At 69.3% G+C, this 24,842-nt stretch carries 21 protein-coding genes; 9 read left to right on the forward strand and 12 right to left on the reverse strand.

Annotation, left to right across the window (positions count from 1 at the left end; all coding sequences use genetic code 11):
- The first annotated feature begins 74 nt into the window (after window positions 1–74).
- Both HMPREF9710_RS27015 and HMPREF9710_RS07955 read left to right on the forward strand, forming a co-directional pair.
- Window positions 75–218, forward strand: coding sequence for an alpha/beta fold hydrolase (locus HMPREF9710_RS27015; protein ID WP_005665426.1), 144 nt, complete (start codon window positions 75–77; stop codon window positions 216–218).
- A 68-nt stretch (window positions 219–286) separates the two neighbouring features.
- A complete protein-coding gene (locus HMPREF9710_RS07955) occupies window positions 287–898 on the forward strand; it encodes a hypothetical protein (protein ID WP_005665429.1) in 612 nt (203 codons plus the stop codon).
- A gap of 1 nt (window position 899) precedes the next feature.
- Here the strand turns inward: HMPREF9710_RS07955 and HMPREF9710_RS07960 are convergent, their stop codons facing one another.
- The 3 genes from HMPREF9710_RS07960 to HMPREF9710_RS07970 are packed head-to-tail and all read right to left on the reverse strand — an operon-like array spanning window position 900 to window position 4,442.
- Window positions 900–2,069 carry a hypothetical protein gene (locus HMPREF9710_RS07960; RefSeq protein WP_005665431.1) on the reverse strand — a complete coding sequence of 390 codons (1,170 nt, stop codon included), beginning with the start codon at window positions 2,067–2,069 and terminating at the stop codon, window positions 900–902.
- A gap of 25 nt (window positions 2,070–2,094) precedes the next feature.
- A complete protein-coding gene (locus HMPREF9710_RS07965) occupies window positions 2,095–3,261 on the reverse strand; it encodes a hypothetical protein (protein ID WP_005665432.1) in 1,167 nt (388 codons plus the stop codon).
- A 32-nt stretch (window positions 3,262–3,293) separates the two neighbouring features.
- The gene (locus tag HMPREF9710_RS07970) at window positions 3,294–4,442 is read right to left on the reverse strand and encodes a hypothetical protein (protein WP_005665433.1); all 1,149 of its coding nucleotides are present in this window, start codon (window positions 4,440–4,442) and stop codon (window positions 3,294–3,296) included.
- 326 nt (window positions 4,443–4,768) lie between these two features.
- Here HMPREF9710_RS07970 and HMPREF9710_RS07975 point away from each other — a divergent pair, with 326 nt between their 5' ends.
- Window positions 4,769–8,911, forward strand: coding sequence for a CheR family methyltransferase (locus tag HMPREF9710_RS07975; protein WP_005665434.1), 4,143 nt, complete (start codon window positions 4,769–4,771; stop codon window positions 8,909–8,911).
- A 19-nt stretch (window positions 8,912–8,930) separates the two neighbouring features.
- On the opposite strand, the gene HMPREF9710_RS26485 is transcribed toward HMPREF9710_RS07975, so the two are convergent.
- From HMPREF9710_RS26485 to HMPREF9710_RS28760, 3 genes are all read right to left on the reverse strand, one after another.
- The gene (locus HMPREF9710_RS26485; RefSeq protein ID WP_157225453.1) at window positions 8,931–11,111 is read right to left on the reverse strand and encodes a hybrid sensor histidine kinase/response regulator; all 2,181 of its coding nucleotides are present in this window, start codon (window positions 11,109–11,111) and stop codon (window positions 8,931–8,933) included.
- Between the two features lie 78 nt (window positions 11,112–11,189).
- Entirely contained in the window at window positions 11,190–12,152 is a 963-nt protein-coding gene (locus HMPREF9710_RS07985) for an MBL fold metallo-hydrolase (RefSeq protein ID WP_005665436.1), read from the reverse strand.
- Window positions 12,153–12,179: 27 nt separating this feature from the next.
- Window positions 12,180–12,308, reverse strand: coding sequence for a hypothetical protein (locus HMPREF9710_RS28760; protein WP_267871909.1), 129 nt, complete (start codon window positions 12,306–12,308; stop codon window positions 12,180–12,182).
- On the opposite strand from HMPREF9710_RS28760, the gene HMPREF9710_RS07990 reads away from it, so the two are divergent.
- Window positions 12,301–12,717 (forward strand): hypothetical protein, encoded by a 417-nt coding sequence (locus HMPREF9710_RS07990; protein WP_005665437.1) that lies wholly within the window; start codon window positions 12,301–12,303, stop codon window positions 12,715–12,717. The two genes, HMPREF9710_RS28760 and HMPREF9710_RS07990, sit on opposite strands and share 8 nt — an antisense overlap.
- Window positions 12,718–12,726: 9 nt before the next feature.
- On the opposite strand, the gene HMPREF9710_RS07995 is transcribed toward HMPREF9710_RS07990, so the two are convergent.
- From HMPREF9710_RS07995 to HMPREF9710_RS08005, 3 genes are read right to left on the reverse strand one after another with little or no spacing between them, the layout of a single operon-like run.
- Window positions 12,727–13,638, reverse strand: a complete 912-nt coding sequence (locus tag HMPREF9710_RS07995) for an NAD(P)/FAD-dependent oxidoreductase (RefSeq protein ID WP_005665439.1) — start codon at window positions 13,636–13,638, stop codon at window positions 12,727–12,729.
- Complete coding sequence (locus HMPREF9710_RS08000; protein WP_005665442.1) at window positions 13,622–14,083, reverse strand: Rrf2 family transcriptional regulator; 462 nt, start codon at window positions 14,081–14,083, stop codon at window positions 13,622–13,624. The genes HMPREF9710_RS07995 and HMPREF9710_RS08000 overlap by 17 nt, the downstream gene beginning before the upstream one ends.
- Before the next feature lie 42 nt (window positions 14,084–14,125).
- Window positions 14,126–14,530, reverse strand: coding sequence for a YbaN family protein (locus HMPREF9710_RS08005; RefSeq protein WP_005665445.1), 405 nt, complete (start codon window positions 14,528–14,530; stop codon window positions 14,126–14,128).
- A 256-nt stretch (window positions 14,531–14,786) separates the two neighbouring features.
- Between HMPREF9710_RS08005 and HMPREF9710_RS08010 the strand changes: the two genes are divergently transcribed.
- The gene (locus HMPREF9710_RS08010; RefSeq protein ID WP_005665447.1) at window positions 14,787–16,718 is read left to right on the forward strand and encodes a sensor domain-containing diguanylate cyclase; all 1,932 of its coding nucleotides are present in this window, start codon (window positions 14,787–14,789) and stop codon (window positions 16,716–16,718) included.
- On the opposite strand, the gene HMPREF9710_RS08015 is transcribed toward HMPREF9710_RS08010, so the two are convergent.
- Window positions 16,697–17,992: a cytochrome P450 gene (locus HMPREF9710_RS08015; RefSeq protein ID WP_005665449.1), complete on the reverse strand. Its 1,296-nt coding sequence runs from the start codon at window positions 17,990–17,992 to the stop codon at window positions 16,697–16,699. The genes HMPREF9710_RS08010 and HMPREF9710_RS08015 overlap by 22 nt on opposite strands.
- Window positions 17,993–18,050: 58 nt before the next feature.
- On the reverse strand, window positions 18,051–20,393 hold the full coding sequence (locus HMPREF9710_RS08020; protein ID WP_005665451.1) for a CHASE domain-containing protein: 2,343 nt from the start codon (window positions 20,391–20,393) through the stop codon (window positions 18,051–18,053).
- A gap of 136 nt (window positions 20,394–20,529) precedes the next feature.
- Between HMPREF9710_RS08020 and HMPREF9710_RS08025 the strand changes: the two genes are divergently transcribed.
- From HMPREF9710_RS08025 to HMPREF9710_RS08040, 4 genes are all read left to right on the forward strand, one after another.
- The gene (locus HMPREF9710_RS08025) at window positions 20,530–20,982 is read left to right on the forward strand and encodes a hypothetical protein (RefSeq protein WP_005665452.1); all 453 of its coding nucleotides are present in this window, start codon (window positions 20,530–20,532) and stop codon (window positions 20,980–20,982) included.
- 64 nt (window positions 20,983–21,046) lie between these two features.
- Window positions 21,047–21,667 (forward strand): LON peptidase substrate-binding domain-containing protein, encoded by a 621-nt coding sequence (locus HMPREF9710_RS08030; protein WP_040775222.1) that lies wholly within the window; start codon window positions 21,047–21,049, stop codon window positions 21,665–21,667.
- 22 nt (window positions 21,668–21,689) lie between these two features.
- Window positions 21,690–22,448 (forward strand): anti-sigma factor, encoded by a 759-nt coding sequence (locus HMPREF9710_RS08035; RefSeq protein WP_005665456.1) that lies wholly within the window; start codon window positions 21,690–21,692, stop codon window positions 22,446–22,448.
- Window positions 22,449–22,762: 314 nt separating this feature from the next.
- Entirely contained in the window at window positions 22,763–24,334 is a 1,572-nt protein-coding gene (locus HMPREF9710_RS08040; protein WP_005665458.1) for a DEAD/DEAH box helicase, read from the forward strand.
- Window positions 24,335–24,539: 205 nt separating this feature from the next.
- Here the strand turns inward: HMPREF9710_RS08040 and HMPREF9710_RS28900 are convergent, their stop codons facing one another.
- The gene (locus tag HMPREF9710_RS28900; RefSeq protein WP_157225455.1) at window positions 24,540–24,695 is read right to left on the reverse strand and encodes a MipA/OmpV family protein; all 156 of its coding nucleotides are present in this window, start codon (window positions 24,693–24,695) and stop codon (window positions 24,540–24,542) included.
- Between the last annotated feature and the right edge of the window lie 147 nt (window positions 24,696–24,842).

Below are 24,842 nucleotides of genomic sequence, written 5' to 3' on the forward strand. Positions count from 1 at the left end.
TCGACATCCGTGCCGGAACGCAGCCTGAGCGCTGCGCCGATCACCGCCAGCACCCGCGCGGCGCGGGCAAGTGCGTGGAAGGCGCCGCCCCCTATCTGCGCGACCTGCCCAAGGCCGAGCTGCACCCGCTCGACACCGGCCACTTCGCGCTGGAAGAGGACGGCGAGCAGATCGCGCGCCTGATGCGCGACTTCCTTGGGCGCACGGTCAAGCGCTGAGCCGAGGAGAGGTCGAGGTCGCACTCATGCATAATGATGCCCATCGACCACCCGTCCCGAGAAGGCGCATGACCGGCAACGCAAGAGCAGAGCAGCAAATCACCGTCAACGACATCGAGGTCGGCGTGCGCGTCTACGAAGCGCTGGCGCACCACGCGAGATCGGGGCAGGGCGCGCCGATCGGCTTCAAGGATTTGCTGACGCTGGCGCGCTCGCTGCACCCGAAGGACGCGGTGCTCGGCCGGGCGGTCCCGATCGGCATCGGCATGAAGCTGCGCTTCGTCGACGCCTTCTGCGCCGCACATGCCTGGCCCAGGTTGTCGAGTCTTGCGGTCGACCAGGAGAGCATGCTGCCGGCCAAGGGATACGACGGCGATTGGGAAGCCGACCGGCGCGCCGCCGCCGCATTCGACTGGTCGGGCGCCGCTGCGCAATTGCCGGCGTTCGCCAGCGCGCAGCGCGCCGCCGTGCCCGCCCGCCTGAAGCCGCGCAAGGAGCGTCCGGCCGACGTGTCCTGGTATGCCTATTTCTGTTCGCATCGCAAGGACTGCGAGGGGATCGGCCAAGAAGACAAGCAGGAAATCATCAACCTGATCATGGCCGGCCTGGACCCGGAAACCGCGCTCGGGCGGGTCAAGGCGGCCAGGGCCGATGCCGCCGGCCCTACCGAAGCGATATGAATTACTGGGCCACCGGTTTCACCACCTCTTTCGCGATCCCTTCAGCCTCTTCCTGCGCCCGCTTCGCCGCGGCCTGCGGCGACGGCGGCGTCTCCACCGACGGCTCCTCGTCATGCTCGGCCGGCGGCACGGCGTCCACGTGCGGCTTGATCAGGTCGAGCCGCACCGCGTACCGTATCCCGTTGCGATAGGCATTGGCCGCGATCTGTCCCGCATCGTTGATGGCGCGGGGATCGCGGATGTCCCAGCCCGAGGCTGGATGGATCAGCGCATTCAGGCTCTGCATCTTCTTGCCGCGCCAGATGAAGCCGGACAGGTGATCGCTGCCGCCGACGATGTGGCCGCGGTTGTTGATGCCGGTGCCTTCGCTCGAGCGCTCCACGGTGGGCGGACGGCCGTCGATGTCGATCAGGCGCCCGCGGCTGTACAGGAAGGCGACCCGGTTGCGGAAGAAGGTCGGCACCCCGGCATAGCCGGTGGCCTGGCCGCGGTCGTTGATGGACAGCGCGCCGTTGGGCGTGAAGCCAAAGTCGCCGAGGTCGCGCATCTTGCCCTTGGTCCAGATGAAGGAACGCAGCGGCTGGTCGGGGAAGGTCAGCGGCCCGGATTCGCCGGCGATCTGGTTCTTGTTGTTGAGCGAAGCGGAGAAGGTGATCGGGGGCGGGCCCGGGAAGTCGTTGGGCAGGTCGCCGATATCCGTCAGCGCGCCGTTCGGCGCGCGCAGGAAGCTGCTGATGCCTTCATTGAAGGGCGTATCGGACGCGAAGGCGGTGATGTAGCCGGCGTTGTTGATGTCGCGCCAGGTGGTGAACCTGCCGCCGATGACGCCGATATCGCGCAATCTGGCGCAGTCGTAGATGAAGCCGCGCTGCTGGCCGCCGCTGGTGGTCCATTGGCCCAGCACCTGGCCCTTGTCGTTGATGGCGACGGCGACGCTGGCCGTGCCTTTCAGCGTGCCCAGGTCGACCAGGCCCTTGCCGCGATTGAGGAAGGCGTGATTGGCCGTCGGGGAATAAGGATAATAGCCGACCACCACGCCGGCATTGTTGATGTCGGCGGCCGTGCTGTTGGCTGGCCCCACCACCGTGACCTTGTACTCGGGATAGGCCCAGGCCGCGCCGGCCAGGGTGAATGACATCAGGACCAGGGACAGGCGATGACGAAAATGCATGACGATCTCCTTGGGTTGACAAGACTTATTGCGCGACCGGCCGCGCCAATTCGCGTTCCTGGGCCTGCGCCTCGGCCTTGGCCAGCGCCGCCTCCAGTGCCGGCGATGCAGGGAAGGCCAGCAGCTCGGCCCGGGCCTCGGGCTCCAGCGCCGGCGCCGGGTTGGTGTGTGGGCGGATCAGGTCCAGGCGCACCGCGTAGCGCACGCCGTTGCGGCTGGCGACGGCCGCGATCTGGCCGGCGTCGTTGATGGCGACCGGGTTGCTGATGTCCCAGCCCGATGCCGGATCGATCAGCGCGTTGAGGCTCTCCATGCGCTTGCCGCGCCAGATGAAACCCGACAGATGGTTGCTGGTGCCGACCACGTGGCTGCGGTTGTTGATACTGTTGCCGCTGCTGAACTTGTACTCGGTGGCCGGGCGGGTATCGAGCATGATCATCCGTCCGTGGCTGTACAGGAAAGCGGAACTGTCGCGCGGCCCGGCGGGCAGGTATGCCTCGCCGGTGATCTGGCCGCGGTCGTTAATCGCGTGTCCGGTGTTGGGCGTCGAACCCAGGTCGCCCAGGTCGCGGATCGCGCCGTTCTTCCAGACGAAGGCGCGGTATCCCGGCTCCGGGGAATTGAAGCGCCCGGACCGGCCGGTGATCTGGTTGCGGTTGTTGAGCGCGGCGGGAACGGTTTCCGGCGCGCCGTTGCCGTCCCAGTCGATCGCACCCAGGTGCGTGAAGGCGCCGTTCGGCGCGCGCAGGTAGCCGAGCGTTTCACCGGTGGCCGGATTGCGGCCCGAGGCGGTGATGTAGCCGGCGTCGTTGATGTCGCTGTAGCCGGTGACCTTGCCGGGAATCGTGCCGATGTCGCGCGCCTTGCCACAGGCGTAGATGAAGCCGCGCTGGCGCCCGTCGGCGCTGCGCCAGTTGCCGACCACCTCGCCCCGGTCGTTGATGCCGCTGGCCGAACTCCACACGCCCGTCAGGGCGCCCAGGTCGACCAGGCCCTTGCCGCGGTTGAGGAAGGCGCGCCGTCGGTCGCCGCCTGCGGCATAGTCGCCGACCACCACGCCGGCGTTGTTGATGCCGTAGACCCAGCTGCCGGCCGGGCCGACCACCGTCACCCGGTACTCGGGATAGGCGCTGGCAGCGCCGGCCACGGTGAACGACAGCAGGACCAGCGACACGCGATGATGCAGGTACATGACGATCTCCTCGATGGATGAGAGTAGGGGCCTCATTGCGCGACCGGCTGCACGAGTTCGCGCGCCTGCGCTTCGGCCTCGGCCCGCGCCAGCGCCGCCGCCTGCGCCGAAGGCGTCGCGACGGCGGCCAGTTCGGCCGCCTGGCCGGCGTCCGGCAGCGGCGCCGCCAGGCCGTGCGGCCGGATCAGGTCGAGCCGGATCGCATATTGCACGCCCGCGCGGACGGCGGTGGCGGCGATCTGGCCGGCGTCGTTGATGGCTTCGGGCGCGCCGATGTTCCAGCCCAGCTTCGGATCGACCAGCGCGTTCAGGCTCTGCATCCGCTTGCCGCGCCAGACGAAGCCTTGCAGTTGCTGGTGGTTGCCGACGATGTGGCCGTGGTTATTGATGCCCGTTCCTTCGCTATAGGTCTGTCCGGGAGCGTTGGCGTCGTCGATATTGAGCAGCCGGCCGTTGCTGTACAAATAGGCCACGCGGTCGTGCGGGCCGCCGGTCGTGACCGAGGCGAAGCCCGTGGCCTGGCCGCGGTCGTTGATGGCATTGGCGCTGTTGGGCGTCACGCCGAAGTCGCCCAGGTCGCGCAGCGTGCCCCTGGTCCAGATGATGGCGCGGTAGGGCTGCTCCGGGAATTCCAGCGGCCCCGACTTGCCGGCGACCTGGTTGCGGTTGTTGAGCGCGTAGACCTGGGTGATCGGGTGCTCGACCGGCAGGTGGCCGATGGCCGTCAAGCGACCGTTCGGCGCGCGCAGGTAGCCGCTCGGGTCGCTGTCGGCGTAGCTGGTGGCGATGGTAAAGCCCGCGTTGTTGATGTCGCTGTAGATCGAGCCGGCGCCGATCACGCCGATGTCGCGCTGCGCGCCGCAGGAATAGATAAAGCCGCGCAAGCGGCCGTCGGCGCCGACCCAGTTGCCGAGCACCTCGCCCTTGTCGTTGACGGCCACCGCGCCGCTGGCGCTGCCCAGCGCGCCGAGCTTGACCAGGCCCTTGCCGCGGTTGATGAAGCCATGGTTCGTTCCGCCGACCGGGTAGCTGCCTGCCACGGCGCCGGCCTGGTTGATGTCGGCGGCGCTGCTGCCGGGCGGACCGACGATCGTCACCCGGTACTCGGGGTAGGCGCAGGCGGCGCCGGCCACGGCGAAGGACAGCAGGAACAGGGCAATGCGGTAAGGCGTGTGCCACATGATAATTCTCCTTGATAAACAAGGGCTTGCGTCGAACTGGCGGGCCCGTCGATTCAAGGTGCGCCGTCGCCGTGCGCTGGATTTGGCGCCGCACAAGCCGGGCAGGCGAGCGCCGCCCGGGCATGCCGAATCGATCAGCATGCATGGTGAATGGCTTGGCGCGAAGAATGAAAGGCTGGCTGCGGCGAATCCTGCGTGCATGGCAACGCCGACAAGCACAATCGTGCGAATTTGGTTGCGTGGAAATTAAGTTTTTTCTTACATTTCGTCCAAAAGACATGGCGGATCGACTAGACTCCCACACAACTACATCATTGAGCCTCGAGATGTCCGATCCCGCCGTCGCCACCAGTGCCCTGCCCACCGAGCCGGACATCGTTCCCAGCAATCTCCATTTCCCCGTGGTCGGGATAGGCGCCTCGGCCGGCGGCCTGCCCGCCCTGCAGCGCCTGTTCGAGAACATGCCGTCGGCCCACGAGATGGCGTTCGTCGTCATCCTGCACCTGTCGCCCAGGCATCCGAGCTCGGCCGCATCGATCCTCCAGCGCGCCACCCGCATGCCGGTGGTGCAGGTGACCTCGCGGGTCCAGATCGAACCCGGCCACGTCTACGTGATCGCGCCCAACGTGCACCTGACGATGATGGACGGCCTCCTGATCGTCGAGGAACTGCAGCGTCCGCGCGGCCAGCACGTGGCGATCGACCTGTTCTTCCGCACCCTGGCCCAGGTGCACCGCGAGCGCTCGGTCGCGATCGTGCTGTCCGGCACCGGCTCCGACGGCGCCGTGGGCCTGTCGCGGGTCAAGGAGCAGGGCGGCGTCACCATCGTGCAATTGCCGGACGACGCGGAACACGACGGCATGCCGGTGGCCGCGATCGGTACCGGTGCGGTCGACTTCGTCATGCCCGTGGTCGAGATGCCGCAGAAGCTGGTCGACCTGTGGGACAACGCCAAGCGCATCGAACTGCCGCCGCCGGGCAACCTCGAAGCGCCGATCGAGCATGCCGCCACGCCGGCCGAGCTGGAAGCCGGCACCGAAGAGGCGCTGCAGGAGATCATCGCCTCGCTGCTGACCCGCACCGGCCACGATTTCCGCCATTACAAGCGCGCCACCGTGCTGCGCCGCATCGAGCGGCGCATGCAGGTGCGCCAGATGCGCACCTTGCCCGACTACCGCGACCTGCTGCGCGGCGACGTCGGCGAGAACAAGGCGCTGCTCGACGACATGCTGATCGGCGTGACCAACTTTTTCCGCGACCGCGAAGCCTTCGATTCGCTCGAGCGCGACATCATGCCCGAGCTGTTCAAGGACCGCGCCGCCGGCGACGAGGTGCGCGCCTGGGTCGCGGCCTGCGCCAGCGGCGAAGAGGCGTATTCGCTGGCGATGCTGATGGCCGACCAGGCCGCGCTGATGGAAACGCCGCCGGCGTTCCAGGTGTTCGCCTCGGACATCGACGACCATGCGATCGACGCCGCGCGCGCCGGCACCTATCCGGGTTCGATCATCACCGACGTCGCGCCCAGCCGCCTGCGCCAGTATTTCAAGCGCGAGGACAGCCGCTACCGCATCCGCAAGTCGCTGCGCGACCGCATCCTGTTCGCCTCGCACAACCTGCTGCGCGACCCGCCGTTCTCGCGGCTCGACCTGGTCAGCTGCCGCAACCTGCTGATCTACCTGAACCGCGACGTGCAGATGCGGGTGCTGCAGACCTTCCATTTCGCGCTCAAGCCCGGCGGCTACCTGTTCCTCGGTTCGTCCGAGTCGGCCGAGTCGGTGGCCGACTATTTCATCCCGGTCGACAAGAAGAATCGCATCTACCGCGCGCGCACCACCGGGCGCCAGCTGCATTACCAGAATCCGTCCTCGGCCCTGTACGGGGTGCGCCTGCCGGAAGTCAGCCGGCCCAAGCTGCCCGGCAGGCGCGCCAGCACCTATGCCGAGATGCACCAGCGCGCGCTGGCCCAGTTCGCCCCGCCGTCGGTCGTGGTCGACCGCGAGGGCAACCTGGTCTATGTGTCGGAGCAGGCCGGCCAGTACCTGCGCATGGGCGGCGGCGAACCGTCGCGCAACCTGCTGACGCTGGTGCTGCCCGAACTGCGCCTGGAGCTGCGCTCGGCCATGTACCAGGTGGCGCAGAACGGCGGCAGCGTCGAATGCCGGCCGATCGAACTGGCCGGCGGCGAGGCGCAGGGCGCGGTGGCGGCCACGGTGCGCGCCTTCCGCGACGAGGAGTCCGAAACCGACTACCTGCTGGTGCTGTTCAACCGGGTCGAGGAAGGGCCGGACGGCGCGCAGCCGCCGCGTCCGGACGGCAGCCACGACGTGGTCCTGTCCCAGCTCGAGGCCGAGCTGCAGCGCAAGCGCGAGCAGTTGCAGGAGACGATCGAGTATTCCGAGATCTCCACCGAAGAGCTGCGCGCCTCGAACGAAGAGCTGCAGGCCATCAACGAAGAGCTGCGCTCGGCCGCTGAGGAACTCGAAACCAGCAAGGAAGAGCTGCAATCGGTGAACGAAGAGCTGGTGACGGTCAATTTCGAGCTCAAGGTCAAGGTCGAGGAAACCGGCAAGGCCAACGACGACCTGAACAACCTGATCGCCTCGACCGACATCGCCACCATCTTTGTCGACAGTGGCCTGCGCATCAAGCGCTTCACGCCGCGCGCCGTCGACCTGTTCTCGATCATCGCGACCGACGTCGGCCGCTCGCTGCTCGACCTGACCCATAAGCTCGACTACGACCAGCTGGCCGAGGACGTCAGCGCCACCTTCGACACGCTGCGCCTGGTCGAGCGCGAAGTGCGCAGCAACGACGGCCGCTGTTACATCGTGCGCCTGCTGCCCTATCGCACCAACGAAGACCGCATCGAAGGCGCGGTGATGACCTTCTTCGACATCACGGCGCGCCGCCATGCCGAGGAACAGGCGCGCGCCAGCGAGGCGCGCATGCGCATGGTGGCCGAAAGCGCCAAGGACTACGCCATCATCACGATGGACGAGGAGGGCCGCGTCACCAGCTGGAACAAGGGCGCCGAGACGTTGTTCGGCTACACGGCGGACGAAATGCAGGGCCAGAATCTGGACCGCCTGTTCGTGCCCGAAGATATCGCCGCCGGCGTGCCCGAGGATGAACTGCGCCGCGCGCGCGAGGACGGCCGCGCCGAGGACGAACGCTGGCACCTGCGCAAGGACGGCAGCCGCTTCTACTGCAGCGGCGTCACCACGCCGCTGCGCAACAGCGAATTCTATGGCTACGCCAAGATCGCGCGCGACGAGACCGCGCGCGAGCGCCAGGGCAAGGAACGCGAGCAGGCGCTGTCCCACGAGCAGACGGTGCGTTCCGACGCCGAAAGCGCGGCGGCGCTGAAGGACGAGTTCCTGGCCGTGATGTCGCACGAGCTGCGCCATCCGCTCAATATGATTCACATTAACGTCGAACTGCTCTCGCGCATGCCAGAGTTGCGCCAGTCGCCCAACTTCATGCGCGCAGCCACGATCATCCGCAGTTCGGTCATGAGCCAGGCCAAGATCATCGACGACCTGATGGACATGTCGCGCGTGCGCACCGGCAAGCTGTCGCTGACCATGGCGCCGGTGGTGCTCGACACGCTGCTGCAGGGCGTGGTCGACGCCGCGCGCAACGATCCGGCGGCCAAGGGCCTGCGCATCGAGCTCACCGGCGGCGCCGACGGCATGCCGGTGCTGGCCGACGTGGTGCGCATCGAGCAGGTGGTGATGAACCTGCTCAGCAATGCGATCAAGTTCACTCCCGGCGGCGGATGCATCGAAGTCCACCTGGAGCGCGAGGAAGAAGCGCTGCGCATCGACGTGATCGACAGCGGCCAGGGCATCGCCCCGTCCTTCCTGCCGCACGTGTTCGACATGTACGGCCAGAGCATGTCGGTGACCACGCGCTCCAAGGGCGGCCTGGGCATCGGCCTGGCGCTGGTGCGCGAGATCGTGGCCCTGCACGGCGGCCGGGTCGACGTCGCTTCGGAAGGCGTGGGCAAGGGCGCGCGCTTCTCGGTCTGGCTGCCGCTGTTCGAAAACAAGGCGGCGCCGTGCGGCGGCGGCGAGGCGGCATCGGACGACCTGGCCGGGCTGCGCATCCTGGTGGTCGACGACATGGAAGACATGCTGATGGTGTTCAAGTCGCTGCTCGAGATGAGCGGCGCCATCGTGTTCGAGGCCTCCAGCGCCAAAGGCGGCCTGGCGATCCTCGAACAGGAAGACGTCGACCTCCTGATCTCGGACATCTCGATGCCGGAGATCGACGGCTACGAATTCCTGGGCATGGTGCGCGCGCTGCCGAAGTGCGCAAGCCTGCCGGCGATCGCCATCACCGGCATGCGGCGCGACGCCGACATCGCGCGCGCGCGCGCGGCGGGCTTCTCGGCCCATCTCGGCAAGCCGGTGTCGGTCGAGCGCCTGAACGCGGTGGTGCGCGACCTGCTGCCGCGCAAGGCATGACCGATAGCGGGCCGCGGGTTCAAGCGCCGGCCAGCTCCCTGGCCAGTTCGTCGAACTTGACCGGCTTGACCAGGTGGGCGTCGAAGCCCGCCTCCAGCGCGCGTTCGCGGTCGCTCGCCTGGCCGTAGCCGGTCAGGGCGATCAGGCGCATCGGCCGCGTGGCGGCGTCGGCGCGCAGGCGCGCCGCCAGCTGGTAGCCGTCCAGGCCGGGCAGGCCGATGTCCAGGATCGCCAGCCCGGGCCGGGCTTCATGGGCCAGCGCCAGGCCGTCGATGCCGTTGTCCGCTTCCAGCACGCTGTACCCCGATGCCTCCAGGTGCGCCGCCAGCATGCGGCGCGCATCCTCGTTGTCCTCGACCAGCAGCACGGTGGCCGGCGCCGTCCGCGCCGGGGCTGCCGCGGCCGGCGTGTCGACCAGCGCGTGTTCCAGCAGCGGCAGGCGCAGGGTGAAGACGCTGCCCTGGCCGGTCCCCGCGCTCGCGGCATCGATCGATCCGCCGTGCAGCGTGACCAGGCTGCGCACCAGCGACAGCCCGATCCCGAGTCCGCCCTGGGAGCGGTCGAGCGAGACCTTGCCCTGCACGAAGATATCGAACAGGCGCGGCATCAGGTCGGGCGCGATGCCCACGCCGTCGTCAAGCACCGTCAGCACCGCCTGGCCCTTGCCGGCATGCGCTTCGAGCGCGATCTCGATCGCGCCGCCCGGCGGCGTGTACTTGAGCGCATTGGTGACCAGGTTCGTGACCACCTGTTCGATGCGGGTGCGGTCGGCGCGCACCCAGGCCGGCTCCAGGTTGGTGGTCAGCGTGTGCTGGACGCGGCCGGCCATGCGCAGCGCGGCCACGGTCGGCTCGACCACCGCCGACAGCTCGACCGGCCCCATGTCGAGCTTGATCTTGCCGCGCGCCAGACGCGCCAGGTCGAGCAGGTCGTCGACGATGCGGGTCAGGTGGCGGCTCTGGCGCATCAGGATGTCCTGGGCCTGGCTCTTGAGCTCGGGCCGGGGGCTGTCCATGCGCAGCAGCTGGACCGCGCCGACGATGCCGCTCAGAGGATTGCGCAGCTCGTGGCTCAGCATGGCGAGGAAGTCGTCGCGGATGCGCACCTGCTCTTCGGCCAGCGCGCGCGCCTCCTGTTCGCGCTGCAGGAGGGCGCTGCGTTCGCCCTCGGCCGCGGCCAGCTTGCGGCCGGCTTCGCCGATGCAGCGCTGCAGGTGGTCGAATTCGGCGATGCCGGTGCGCGGCCGCGGCGGCAGGCCGCCATGGCCGAGCGCGGTCGCGCTGGCGGCCGCGCCATGGGTCGCGTTCACCAGGCGGCGCCCGAACAGCGCGGCGGCGCCGGCCGCCACCAGCAGCGCGGCCAGCATGCCGATCGCCACCAGCATCACCGCGCGCCGGGCCACGCCGTCGATCTCGGCGGCCGGCACGCTGACGGTGACGATCCAGCCCGACATCGGCGAACGGGTGAAGGCGTGGTAGGCATCCACGCCGGCGCGGGTGTCGAAGCGCACCATGCCTTGCTGGCGGCCCGCGGCGGCGCGCATCAGGAGCGGGTTGGCGGCATGGCCCAGCCGCGCCGGCTCGCTCGAGCGCGCGATGAAATAGCCTGCGCGGTCGACCACCGAGAGTTTCCAGCTGGCCGGCATCGCGCGCCGGTCGATCACCCTGGAAAAGTAATCCGGCGAGAACACCGAACCGAGCACGTAGCGGCGGCCGCCATCGATCGGCACCGGGACGTTGATGGTGGTGACGGGGATCTGCTGCACCGCCCCCTTGATCAGGCCCGAGACCACGGTGCGGCCGCTCTCGATGACGTCGCGGGTGCGGGTGCGCACGTAGTCGGGCGGCAGCGGCAGCGTGGCGCCGAGCGGCGCCACGGTGTTGATCACCTGCTGGCCGCTGGCCAGGAACAGGATGGTGCGTCCGCCGTCGCCGCGGTCGGCCGTGCGCGCGTGGCGATAGAAGTTCTCCATGTCGCCGCTGGCCAGGTGCGGCGACTGCGCCAGCACGCGCAGCGCGGCTTCGGCGCTGCTCAGCTCATTGTCCACCAGCAGCGCCGTGGCGTCGGCGGCTTCCTTCATCGTGCTCAGGGCGGCGTCGCGCTCGGAACGCAGCAGCGTTTCCAGCGCCACGGCGGCGAAGATGGCGATCGGCAGCACGATGGCGCCGGTCATGATCAGGATATAGGCACGGATTTTCATGGCCATATGATTATGCCAATGTTGAGGACGCAGCGGTGCAGGTGACGATCGGGTGGGGCGCCAGCGCCGGGACGGTAGTTATATGACGGCCTGCCGCAGTTCGCCGGTGCGGTCCAGCACGTAATGATCGAGGTCGCGCGCCAGCAGCAGGTGGCCGCCGTACCGGGCGCGCGCCTCCTCTTCGAGCAGCGCCAGCGGCAGCGGGCCGCCTTCCTGGTAGCGCGGGCTGAAATGGGTCAGCACCAGGTTGCGCACGCCGGCGCCTTGGGCGAAATGCGCGACCCGCATGGCCGAGCTGTGCTGCGGGCCGGGACCGATCTTCTGCAGCACTTCCTCGGTATAGGTTGCCTCATGCACCAGCACGTCGGCGCCCTGCGCGCCGGCGGCCAGCAGTTCCGGGCTGTCGTTGTCGCCCGCGACCACGATGCGGCGCGCGCGCCGCGGCGGCAGCAGGTAATCGGCGGCGGTGATGGCGCGGCCGTCCGGCAGGACCACGTCGCGGCCCTGCTGGATCTCGCCCCACAGCGCCGACGAGGGCACCGCGTCGGCCCGCAGCTTCTCGGTATCGAGCCGGCGCTCGATCGCGGCCTCGGTGAAGCCGTAGGCCCAGGACGGGATACGGTGCGACAGCGCGGTGGCGTCGACGGCAAGGTCGGGCAACAGCGGCCCATGCGCCAGGTCGTCGGGCGTGAGCCAGGCGAGTGGAAAGGGCAGGCTCAATTCGCTGGCCTGCATGATGCACTCGATCATGGTGCGCAGCGGCGGCGGGCCGACGATGGTCAAAGGCTCGCTGCGGCCCAGCAGGCCGGCGCTGGCCAGCAGGCCGGGCAGGCCATAGCAGTGGTCGCCGTGCATATGGGTGATGAACACGGCGCGCAGGCTCATCACCGACAGCGGGGTGCGCAGGATGCGGTGCTGGGTCCCTTCGGCGCAGTCGACCAGCACCCACGAACGCGCGCCGCGCAGGCGCAGCGCGAGGCCGGACATATTGCGTTGCCGGGTCGGCGTGCCGGACGACGTGCCGAGGAAAATGAGTTCCATGGGTGATTCTCGCGTTAAGGCGTTTCATTATCCGGCAACACGGCCCTGGCCGGCGCGCAGCCAGAACTCGGGGGGCGGGCCGGTGTCATACGGGACGGGAACGCCGCCGATGGCGCGGCCATGCCCGCTTTCGACCGAGGAGAACGATATGCGCACGAGTTTCGTTGCCGCCGCGTTCGCGGCTGGCGTTGTGGCATTGCTGGGACCATCTTCCGCCGTTGCCGCACCGGCGCTGCAAGAGATGCAGGTGCCGGTGGCCGGCATCAGCTGTTCGCGCACCGGGCCGCCGCCGCAGCGGGTGATGCCCAGCGCCGAAGTGATCGAGTCGATCGACGGCGTCTACCGGCTGTCCAACGGCCAGAAGCTCGGGATTGCCGCCAGCGACCAGCAGGTGGTGGCCGACTTCGGCCGCTGGCATCAGATCCCGCTGGTGGCGACCGCGCCCGAGCGCTTCGAATCGCGCGACGGCCTGGTCTGGGTGCGTTACGAGGCCGACGAAGACACCGAGCGCATCGTGGTCAGCTATCCGGCCGACGCGCGCGGCCGCTACGTCGACGCCTGCTAGCGCCTGCCGCTAGTGCTGCGGCGCGAGGCCGAACAGCAGCGAACGGTGGGCGCCGACGCCGGCCATCGCGCCATCGGCAACGGCGAGCGCCACCGAGCTGGCGGCGCGCATGGCGTCGCAGCCGGCGAACACGCCCGGCACCGTGGTCTGGCGTCCTTCGTCGGTGCGGATGTAAGGGCCCAGCGGTCCTTCGTCGAAGGCGCAACCGAGTTGCGCGGCGATCGGGCTGGCCATGTGCAGGCGGCCGAAGGTGAACAGGCCGGCCATCGCTTCCCGCCTGCCATCGGCCAGCACCACGGTGGCGTCGCCGGCAAGCCGCGCAACCGGCGTCTCGTCCACCTGCACGCCGCGTGCCTGCAGGTCGGCCCGTTGCGCCTCGTCGAGCGGGCACACGCCATTGGTGAACAGCGTCACCTGGCCCCAGTGCGGCAGCATCTGCGCCTGGTGCACCGACAGCGGGCCCCTGGCCAGCACGCCGATGCGGCCCTCGTCCAGTTCGTAGCCGTGGCAGTAGGGGCAGTGGAACACGCTCTTGCCCCAGCGTTCAGCCAGGCCCTCGATCGGCGGCAGCTCGTCGCGCACGCCGGTGGCCAGCACCAGGCGCTGGCCGCGCACGCTGTCTGCGCCATCGAGGTCGACGATGAAGCCGCCGGCGTCAGGGCGCGCGCCCTGCGCCAGCCCGTCATGCCAGGCCACGTTGGGATAGGCGGCGACGTTGGCGCGGCCCTCGCGCGCGATGTCTGCCGCCGGCTGGCCGTCGCGGGTCAGGAAGCCGTGCGAGTCGCTGGCGAAGCGGTTGCGGCGCTGCCCGGCGTCGACCACCAGCACCTTGCGGCGCGCCCGCGCCAGCTGCAATGCGGCCGACAGGCCGGCATAGCTGCCGCCGATGACGATGGCGTCGTAGTCATTCGTGATGTTCATGTTCGGCCTGTCGATGAGGATGGTTGTCGTAGCGCAGGTTGAAATCGCGCGACAGGTCGGCCAGCGTCACTTGTCCCAGGCGTTGCACCAGCAGCGCCTCGGCTTCCTGGAAGGCGTCCGCGAGCGAGGCGTTGACCACCTGTTCGACCAGGCATGCGCTGTGCTCGTTGCGGTTGCCCATCGCGAACACGGTGGGGGCGCCGACCGCGTCGTAGACGTCGCGCAGGGTGACCGTGGCCAGGTCGCAGGTGACGGTCCAGCCGCCGCCGTGGCCACGCTCCGAGCTGATGTAGCCGCGCTCGCGCAGCCCGGCCAGCACGCGCCGCACCAGCACCGGATTGGTGCCGAGCATGCCGGCCATCTGCTCCGAGGTCATCGGGCGCTCGCTATGGGCCAGGTGCAGCAGCACGTGGAGGACGGAAGAGAGTTTGCTGTCGCGTTTCATGTAACTAATAATATTACAAAATCGGCGGCAGCATGAAATTTTCTAACGCTCCGGTTGGGATTCCTCGACCGGCCCAGTCTTCGGCGGCAGCTTGAGCGTCGGCAGATACCACCACATATAGGTGCTCACGCAGGCGCCGATCACGACCATCGAGATCAGGATGGCGACACTGTCGAAATGGCGCGTCGACCATGCCATCGAGCCCCACAGCATGACGGTGGCGACGATCTTGCCCTTCAGCGGAATGCCGTGTCCGGCCTCGAAGTTGGCAAGGTATTTTCCGAACACGGGATGGGCCAGCAGCCAGCGGTGCAGGCGTTCGGACCCGCGCGCGAAACAGGCCGAGGCCAGCAGCAGGAAGGGCGTGGTCGGCAGCAGCGGCAGGAAGATGCCGAGGATGCCCAGCAGGACGGCCAGTACCCCGGCCACGTTATAGAACAGTTTCATACCGTCACTCTAGCATCCGGCGCGGCAAGAGGAGCGATCATCCCTGTTATCGATCCGGTTATGCAAAAAGGAAGCAGCCGAGAATATCGGACTGGAACTTTTAAGTTCCGTTCTGCAACTTTTGGCGTCCGACTCGGTATAATGTCCGGCTCGACGACGGACGCGTCTGTTCGGCAGTGGCAGGAATCGTTCTACGCCCGACTCCTTTTCCGCCTGCTGTCCGATTGCCGCCTGGCTCGCGCCGGCCATCGTCTTGATGCCTTATCCCACATCGTCCAATCCCATCGTGGCCCGGTTCGGCGGCTACTTCCACCGGCGCGTGCTGCGCCAGTTCGCGCTCTACCTGACGCTGATGCTGGCGCTCGTATGGGGTGGGGTGGCGGTGGAGCAGGCGCGCTTCGCCTCCCTGGCCGAGAGCGGCGCCCAGGCCAATGTGCGGAACCTGTCGCGCGCCTTCTCCGAGGAAGTCAAGGCCACCGTCGCCCTGGTCGACCTGTCGCTGGTCCAGCTGCGCGGCACCTGGCAGCGCGATCCCGCCAACTTCGCGCGCAGCGCGGCCGAGCATGCGCGCCACCTGCGGGTGCCAATGCACATCACCGTCACCGACGCCCAGGGGCGCCTGCTGTACACCGACGCCGCCGTCGGCGGCGCCACGGCGCCGCAGGGCCTGGCGCTGGGCGACCTGCGCCAGTTCGCCGTCCACCGCGAGCGCGGCGGCGACCGGCTCTACGTCGGCCGCCCCGAACGCAGCCGTCTCTCGCAGCAGTGGGTGGTGCAGTTTACGCGCCTGATCCGCGCCGCGGACGGCCGCCTGGCCGGCGTGATCGCGGTGGCGATCCGGCCCGAATACTTCCTGCGCTTCTACGACAGCATCGACCTCGGCCCGGATGCCGCCGTCAGCCTGATGCGGCTGGACGCCACCGTGATCGCGCGCAGCTCGCGCGCGGACGGCAACCGCCACATGGGCGTGGCGATCCCCGACGCGCCGCAGACGCGCGATGTGGGCATCAGTGGCGCCTTCCGCAAGGCGAGCCGCCTGGACGGCATCGAGCGCTTCTATGCCTGGCACAAACTGCCCGAATACGGCCTGGTGGTCACGGTGGGCCAGGCGGTGCCGGATGCCGAGGCGCGCTTCGCCCAGCAGCGCGAGGTGATGCGCAGCGCCGGCCTGGTGGTGTCGCTGGTGCTGGCCACGCTGGGCTGGGCGGCGATCGGCGCGGCCGACCGCCGCCGGCGCGCGCTTAAGGCCCTGGCCGCGGCCGAGGCGCGCTGGAAGCTGGCCCTGAACGCGGCCGGCGATGGCGTGTGGGACTGCGATATCGCCACCGGCATCGCGACCCTGTCGCCGAGCGCGCAGCGCATCCTCGACAGCGAGCATCCGACGGTGTCGTGGTTCGGCGAGAAGGGCCTGGCGGAGCTGGTGCATCCGGACGAGCTGGAACAGGTGCGCGCCGGCCTGCGCGCGCACGTCGACGGCCTGACTGCCGATTACGCGATGGAATACCGGCTGCGCACGCGCGACGGCGGCTGGCGCTGGATCGAGGCGCGCGGCGCCGTCACCGAAAGGGGCGAGCGCGGCGAGCCGCTGCGCATGGTGGGCACCTTCTCCAACATCGACGCGCGCAAACGGGAAGAGCAGCGCATGCGGCGCATGGCGCACGAGGATGCGCTCACCGGCCTGCCCAACCGCGTGCTGCTGCACGACCGCATGCGCCAGGCCATCCGCACCGCGAACCGCGAGGGCCACAAGGTCGGCCTGGTCTATTTTGACCTGGACAACTTCAAGCCGGTCAACGACACCCATGGCCACGCGGTGGGCGACCGCCTGCTGCGCATGGTGGCGCAGCGCCTGCGCGCGGCGCTGCGCGAATCGGACACGCTGGCGCGGGTCGGCGGCGACGAGTTCGCGGTGCTGCTGCCGCGCTGCCAGCAGCCCCAGGACGCCGAGCGGGTGGCCGCCACCATCCTGGCGCGGCTGGAGCAGCCGTTCGAGGACGGCGAGCGCATCCTGCGCATCTCGGGCAGCCTGGGTTACGCGCTGTATCCCGATTGCGGCGCCGGCGATGGCGAAGGCGATGCGGCGGCCGCCGCCGAAGCGCTGCTGCATAGCGCCGACTTGGCGATGTACGACGCCAAGGCGCATGGGCGCAACCGCATTTCGGGCAGTTACCGCACGCGGGTCGGCTGAACCCGGTCCGTTTCCAGCACCATCCCGCTGGCCGGCTGGCTCGGCATGCGCGACAGGCTGACCTGCAGCTGCTGGCGCGGCACGCGGTAGCGCGCTTCGCCGGCCAGCAGGCGCAGCGCCGCTTTCACCAGTTCCACCGTGGCCGGTTCGCCCGGGCAGCGGTGGCCGTTCAGGTAGTCGCCCGCGCCTTGCGCCACCAGGCTGTGGCCATCGTCGCGCCAGCCGGCAAAGCGCTCCGGATCGAAGCGCTGCGGCGCCGGCCACAGGTCGGGATGGTGGTTGGTGCCGTACAGGTCGAACAGCACCCAGTCGCCCTTCGCGAAGCGCAGCCCTTTCCAGTCGAAGTCGCCGGTCGCGCGCCCGCCCACCGCCGGAAAGAACGGATAGTAGCGGCGCACCTCTTGCGCGAACATCGTCAGCAGCGCGTCGTCGGCGCCGGCCAGGCGCGCGCGCCACTCGGGAAACTGGTGCATCGCCAGCGCGCCGAAGACGATGAAGCGCGCCACCGCCACGATCGGCCGCAGCAGGTTGATCAGCTCGACCGCGGCGACCTTGACGTCCAGCAGCCGGTCTTCGTGGTCGCGGTGACGGGAGATCACGGCCAGCGCGCTGGCCGGATCGGCCGGCAGCCGAGCGGCGCGCACCGCCTCGACCAGCGCGCGCGCCCAGCGCTCGCAGCGCTGGCGCAGCAGCTGCGCGCGCAGGTTCTTCGGCCCGAAGCTGCCGGCGGCATCGACCATGGCCGCCAGTTCTTCGGTGCGTCGTTCCAGTTCGCCGGCGGCGAGCGGCACGCCGGCCCAGCGGCAGGCGGCGTCGGCCAGCGCGGCCTCGGCCTCGCGCAGCAGCACGACGCTGTGCCGGCCCGGCCAGGCGGCCAGGCGTGCGCGCAGGGCGTCTTCGAAACAGGCCACCATGCGCGCCTGGTAGTCGGGCGTGAGCAGCGACATCATCAAGGCCTTGCGGCGCCGGTGCGCCTGGGCGTCGAGGGTTTCGGCGCTGCCGAAGTCCTGCAGCAGCATCAGGACCGTGGGCGGGATGGCGCGCTTGCGCGTGAAGCGGTCGGGCGTGTAGAACAGGCGCGCGGCCTCGGGGCCGCGCATGCAGACCGCTTGGCGCAGCATGATGCGGGTGGTGAAGATGTCGCTGCCGAGCCGCTCGCAGCGGCGCCCGATAAAGCGGTAGCCTTCGGCCAGCAGGGCCAGCGCGTTGTCGATGCCGCCGGTGCCGGGCACCGCGCGGTGCACGGAAACGGGTTGGTCGTGCGTGATGGTCACGGAAGTCCTCCGGAAGCGTCGGACTTGCGAATCTAACAGCCTGCGTCCGACTGCGGCGCTAGGGATGCGTCCCCACGTCCGGCTCCGCCAGCGCCGGCAGCACCGGCGCGACATGGCGCGGCAGGTAGATGGTCACCGTGGTGCCGGCGCCAGGCGCGCTCTCGAGCCGGATCTGGCCGCCGCTCTGGCGCACGAAGCCGTGCGCCATCGACAGCCCGAGCCCCGTGCCCTTGCCCTCGGGCTTGGTGGTGAAGAAGGGTTCGAAGGCGTGTTCCATCACCTCCGGCGGCATGCCGTGGCCCTCGTCGGCGATGGAGATCACGACGTAGTCGCCGGGCGCCGGCTCGCCTTCGAGCGGGCTGGCGCCGGCGTCGACCGTCAGGTTGGCCAGCCGCAGCGCGATGCGCCCGCTGCCGTCCATCGCGTCGCGCGCATTGATCACCAGGTTGAGCAGCACGTGTTCGAGCTGGTTCGGGTCGACCAGGGTCGGCCATAGATCTGGCTCGGTGGTGCGTTCGAGCACGATGCCGTCGCCGGCGGCGCGCTGCAGCAGGCTGTCGCTGCGCTCGAGCAGCTGGGCGACGTCGACCACGCTCGGATGCAGCGGCTGGCGGCGGGCGAAGGCGAGCAGCTGGCCGGCCAGCTTCGAGCCGCGCTCCACCGCGTCGAGCACGTTGTGCAGGCGCTTGCGGCTGGGCGGACCTTCGGCGCGCAGCATCAGCTGCACGTTGGCGCTGATGATGTGCAGGATGTTGTTGAAGTCGTGCGCCACGCCGCCGGTGAGCTTGCCGACCGCTTCCAGCTTCTGGGCACGGGCCAGGGCCTGGCGCGCCTCATCCAGGCGTTGCTGGCGCTGCAGCTCGCGCGCCTCGGCTTCGCGGCGCGGCGTGATGTCGCGCACGAACACGGTCGCGCCCGAAACGTCGCCAGGGGGCAGCAGGGCCACCGCCAGCTCCACCGGCACCCGCCGGCCGCTGGCGTGCAGCGCCTCGGTCTCGGTGGGCTGGCCGGCCATGGGACCGGCGCCGCCGCGGATGAAAGCGTCGAAGGTGGTGCGGAAGGCGGCGCGCCGTTCTTCCGGCAGCAGCTGTTCGGCCGGGCTGCCGATCGCCTGCGCGGCGTCGAGCCCGAAGATGCGCGTGGCCTGCACATTCCAGTCGGTGATGCGGCCCTGGCGGTCGACGGCGACGAAGCCGTCGTAGGCGGTTTCGAGGATGGTCTTGAAACGGCGCTGGTCGGCCGCGATGCGGCCGTGCGATTCGCGCAGCTCGAGCGTCATGGCCTGCGCCAGCTGCAGCGCGCGGCGGCGCGAGCCGGCCAGCAGCCACACCACCATGCTCACCAGCGCGCCCAGCACGACCCCGGTGGCGGCCACCATCTGCGGGCGCTCGTGGTCCAGCGTGGCCTCGAGGTTGGCGCTGGACGCCATCCGCACGGTCCAGATGCGGCCCGCCATCGCCATGCGGGTGGCGGTGGAAAAGCGCGGCGTCTCGCCGCGGTCGGCGCCGGGGGAGCGGTATAGCAGCGCGTCCGGAGCCATGTGGTCGCCGTCGTAGATCTCGACGTCGAGCTGGGGCGCGGCGATGCCGCCCACGCCGCGCATCAGGTCCTTCATGCGAAACGGCGAATAGATCCAGCCCACCAGCGCCGCGCGGCGTTGCTCGACCGTCTCGACGTCGCGCCCGCTGCGGTACACCGGCAGGTACATCAGGAAGCCGGCATCGCGGCTGGCGCCGCCTTCCTGCACCAGCACCACCTTGCCGCTGAGCGCGGCCTGGCCGCTGTCGCGCGCCGCCGCCATCGCCGCGCGCCGCACCGGCTCGCTGTACATGTCGAAGCCGAAGGCGCGCAGGTTGCGCGCGTTGAACGGCTGGATGTGCGAGATGGCCGTGCGCGGCTGGCCGTCGGCCGGATGGACGCGGTAGCCGGGAAAGCCCTCGGCGCGCACCCGGGCCTCGTGGGCGGCGAGGGCGCCGGGTGGGATCACGCTGGCGATCGCCAGCGCCTCCAGGCCGGGGAAGGACTGGTCCAGGCGCAGCACCTCGTAATACTCGGCGAACTCGGCCCGGCTCAGGTCGACCGAGCCGCGCAGGTAGCCGCGCGCGCCGCGCAGCACCTGCTCGTAGACCAGCAGGCGGCGTCCGATGGCGTAGCCCATGTCGCGCGTGCGGTAATCGAAGGCTTCGTGCAGCTGGGCCTCGGCGCTGCGCTGGGCGCTGGACCAGGCGCCGAAGGTGACCAGCAGCGTCAGCACGAATACCAACAGCGCCATCAGCAGTGGCGCATGGCCGGCATGGGGCGCCGGGGTCGGGGCTGGGGTGCGGTTGGCGGTCTGCTGCATGTCCTTGTGCGTGGCAGCCGAAGCGGCGGGGTTGATCGGAGAGACCGGACTACGTAGCATACGCATCCTTGGATTGACGGGGCGCACGCGACTTTGCGCCTTTGTCAATGAAGTTTGTCAATCTGGCACAAGTCATGCTCTGCTAAATGAAACATTCTAATCTGAAACACTTTCCTTGCAAGAGTGCAAAGGCGGGATGAGTTCCGCACTCGCATCGCTGCTGAAACGCCATTGGCCCTTGACTGCGTTTGCCGGCCTGTGCGGCCTGGCGCTGCTGCTGGGCATGGTGGCGCCGTTGCGGGGCGGCAGCCATGAACTGCTGCTGGCCTTCCCGTCCACGGTCGGGGGAGAACTGGCGCTGCCGGCGGAGATCCGGCTGACGCGCGGCGTGCGCGACGTGCTGCTGCTGCGCAACGACGGCAGGGTGCCGGTGGTGTTCGGTCCGCTCAAGATCGGCGCGGGGCGCGAGCTGCGCCTGCCGTTCGGCGAGGCCGGCCTGTATACGTATGCCTGTCCGCCGGTCGCCGGCAAGGTGGTGCGGGTGAGGGTGGTCGACGCGCCCGGCCCCGGCTGGGGCCGCCTTCGCTGGCGCCTGGACGACCTGCGCCAGTGGGTGCGCTACCTGCCGCTGAGGTCACCGGACGAATAAATCGGTCGTCGATCGACCGCAATCGTACACCCGCGATGGCGCCGATTCTGTCATCATGGAAGCCATGTCGACGATTTCCATGCCACTGTTCCCGCTCAGTACGGTGCTGTTTCCGGACGGGGTGTTGCCGCTGCAGGTGTTCGAGGTGCGCTATCTCGACATGATCAGCCGCTGCATCCTCGAAGGCACCCCGTTCGGCGTGGTGCTGCTGACGCATGGGCACGAGGTGCGCCGGCCCGATGCCGAGCAGGAGCGTTTCGTGGCCGCCGGCACCATCGCCTCGGTCACCGAGACCACCACCGACACGCCCGGCCTGCTGCAGGTGCTGTGCCGCGGCGGCGCGCGCTTTTCCGTCGTCACCGCCGAGCAGCGCGTCAACGGCCTGTGGATGGCCGAGGCGCAACTGGTCGAGGACGATCGCAGCGTGAACATCCCGTCCGAGCTGCAGGGCGCCTCCGACGCGCTCGACCGGGTATTGAATTCGCTGCACGACGTCCCCCAGCACCGCTGGCCGGTGCAGCCGCCGTTCCGGCTCGACGACTGCGGCTGGGTGGCCAACCGCTGGTGCGAGCTGCTGCCGCTGCCGAACCAGCAAAAGCATCATATGCTGATGCTCGACAACCCCGTGATCCGGCTCGAATTGCTGCATGATGTGCTGGATGAACATGGCTTGATCACTTCTTAGGGAAGCAGCGCAGGGGCCCGGCATGACATTTTCTGACGATCTTCTCATCGGGTACATCAACGGCGAACTCGCCGAGCCGGCGCGCGCGGCGGTCGAGCGGGCCATGCGCGCCGATCCGGTGCTGGCGGCGCGCATCGCGCATCACCGGGCCGAGCTGCAGCTCAAGGGCAATACACGCAACGGGCGCGTCGGCGTCTCGGCCAACGGTCACGACGGCAGCCACGCCCAGCGCAGCGTGCCGCCCTGCGGCGCCAAGGTGGTGCAGCTCAACAGCCTGCGCCCCGGCCGCACGGTGCCGCCGCCGCAGATCGCCTACAGCAACTGGTGCAAGCGCCACTGGGTGGCGGTCGGCGCGGCGCTGCTGGCGGGCGCCGTCCTGGGCGCCTTCGGCTGGCACAGCCTGGCGCTGGCGCCCGGCCTGGCCACGCTCGACCACGTCGATGGCGCCCTGGTGGCGCGCGGGCCGCTGGTGGCGGCGCTGGACGGCCAGCTGGCCAGCCCCGGGCCGTCCGACAACGGCGTGCGCATCGGCGTCACCTTCGTCGCCAGGGATGGCGGCTATTGCCGCAGCTTCGTCGTCGACACCACCGCCGGCCTGGCCTGCCTGAAGAGCGGGCGCTGGAGCATCCCGGTGCTGGCCCAGGATGGCGGCGGGGCCGCCTGGGTCGACGGCAGCCAGCCGCCGCCCGTCGTGCGCGAGGCGATCGACGCGCGCATCGCCGGCACCGTGCTCGATCCGGTGGCCGAACGCGCGGCCCAGCAACGCGGCTGGACGCGGTGAGGCGGCCCGCGGGAGAGCCCGTTCGCGCCGCCGCGCGGCAGGGAGTCGCTTTCTTTTGGTAAACTGTCTGAAAACAGGCCGGCATATACATGGGTGGCGATTTCGGGTATCGTGTCACCCGCTAAAAGTGTCTCTACGTCCGTTACTCCGGCCTGCCGCCGGGCTGTCCCGCTTGCCGGCTTATCCCCGGTCCCCTGCCTGCCATGCGCGCCGGAGCCCGGTTCCCGTTCCGCCCTTCGCCGCGCGTCCATCGACCCGCGACGGGGAGAACATGCCCGAGCGTAGAGCTGAACGAATGAATGCAACTAAATAATATGTCTGATTCTCCGAGCAACATCGCGAACAACAACGACGTCGCCGCCACCGCTGGTGCCACGCCTCCCATGCCCGCCGCCCCGGCCGCGGCGCCGGCCGCCGCCGAGGCTCCCACGGTACGCTTCGCCGACTTCGGCCTGGCGCCGGAAATCCAGCGCGCGCTCTCGGACCAGGGCTATGTCCATCCGACCCCGATCCAGGCCCAGGCGATTCCGGTGGTGCTGCAGGGCCGCGACGTGATGGGCGCGGCCCAGACCGGCACCGGCAAGACCGCCAGCTTCTCGCTGCCGATCCTGCAGCTCCTGATGCCGCACGCGAACGCCAGCATGTCGCCGGCGCGCCATCCGGTGCGCGCCCTGGTGCTGGTGCCGACCCGCGAACTGGCGGTGCAGGTGGCCGACAACGTCAAGGCCTACGCCAGGCACACGCCGCTGCGCGCGACCGTGGTGTTCGGCGGCATGGACATGAAGCCGCAGACCGAGATCCTGCGCCGCGGCGTCGAGATCGTGATCGCCACCCCGGGCCGCCTGCTCGACCACATCGAACAGAAGAACGTCAGCCTGGGCCAGGTGCAGATGCTGGTGATGGACGAAGCCGACCGCATGCTCGACATGGGCTTCCTGCCCGACCTGCAGCGCATCATCAACCTGCTGCCGAAGCAGCGCCAGAACCTGATGTTCTCGGCCACCTTCTCGCCCGAGATCAAGAAGCTGGCCAACACCTTCCTGAACAACCCGCTGACCATCGAAGTCGCGCGCAGCAACGCGACCGCCGAGAAAGTCACGCAGATCGTGTACAAGGTCGATGAGGAACAGAAGCGCGACGTGGTCGAGCACCTGATCCGCTCGCGCGACATGAAGCAGGTGATCATCTTCTCGAACACCAAGATCGGCGCCTCGCGCCTGTCGAGCCACCTCGAGAAGCGCGGCGTCAAGGCGTCGGCGATCCACGGCGACAAGACCCAGCAGGAGCGCATGGCGGCGCTGGACGCGTTCAAGAACGGCAGCGTCGAAGTGCTGGTGGCGACCGACGTCGCCGCGCGCGGCCTCGACATCTCGGACCTGCCGGCCGTGATCAACTACGACCTGCCGTACAACGCCGAAGACTACGTGCACCGCATCGGCCGCACCGGCCGCGCCGGCGCCTCGGGCGATGCGCTGTCGGTGTACTCGGACAAGGACGAGCGCCTGCTGGCCGACATCGAGAAGCTGATCAAGCAGACCATCACGCGCGGCACGCTGGAAGGCTTCGTGGCGCCAGGCAGCCGTGGCCGCGAGTTCGGCCGCGAGGGTCGCGAAGGTGGCCGCGAAGGTGGCCGCGACTACGCTTCGCGCGACGGCGAACGCGGCGCCCGCCGCGGCGATGAGCGCAGCGGCGGCGCGGCGCGTGCGCCGCGCTCCGGACTCGGTCCGGGCGCACGCCGCGAGAAGATCGATCCGTGGTTCCTCAAGCCCTACGAACCGACCAGCAGCCCGCGCAAGGACGCCGATGCGGCGCCGCACGCGCCGGCCAAGCCGGCCAAGCAGAAGCTGGCTTTCCTGCTGGGCGGCGGACCGAAGGCGCAAGCCTGATCGAGATGGCGAACCAGGCCGGCATGCACGCCATGCCGGCTTTTTTCATGGCGCGACGGCCAGCCTGAAACGCAGCCCCAATCCCGCCCCGAGGTCGCGCGGCGCGGCCCATGCCAGAAGCGTTCGAACAGCAGCGCCAGCTGCGCCGCCTCGACGCCCGGCCCATGGTCGCGCACCGACAGGCTGTCGCGGGCGATCTCCACGCTCACGCGCGAACCGGCGGGCGCGCCTCGTCGGCCCGCACACCATAGTAATAGTCGACGTATTTGCCGTCGTGCCAGCTCGCGGTCCCGCTCGCCGTGATCGATGCGATCCCTCCCGAAAAGGTTTGTCCATCCGAAAGCGTGAGCGGCGATGTCACATTCTGCGTGCACGGTTGACATTTGGCGGCGCCGGGGCCGGGCGCTCCAGTATCATGAGGCGATGAATCACACTCAATCCGAACCGGGTCACGCCTCGTTTGCGAGTGACCAGCAGAGCGCGGACCATGGACTTTCTTCCAATGCCA

Source organism: Massilia timonae CCUG 45783, assembly GCF_000315425.1.
Lineage (GTDB): Bacteria > Pseudomonadota > Gammaproteobacteria > Burkholderiales > Burkholderiaceae_D > Telluria > Telluria timonae.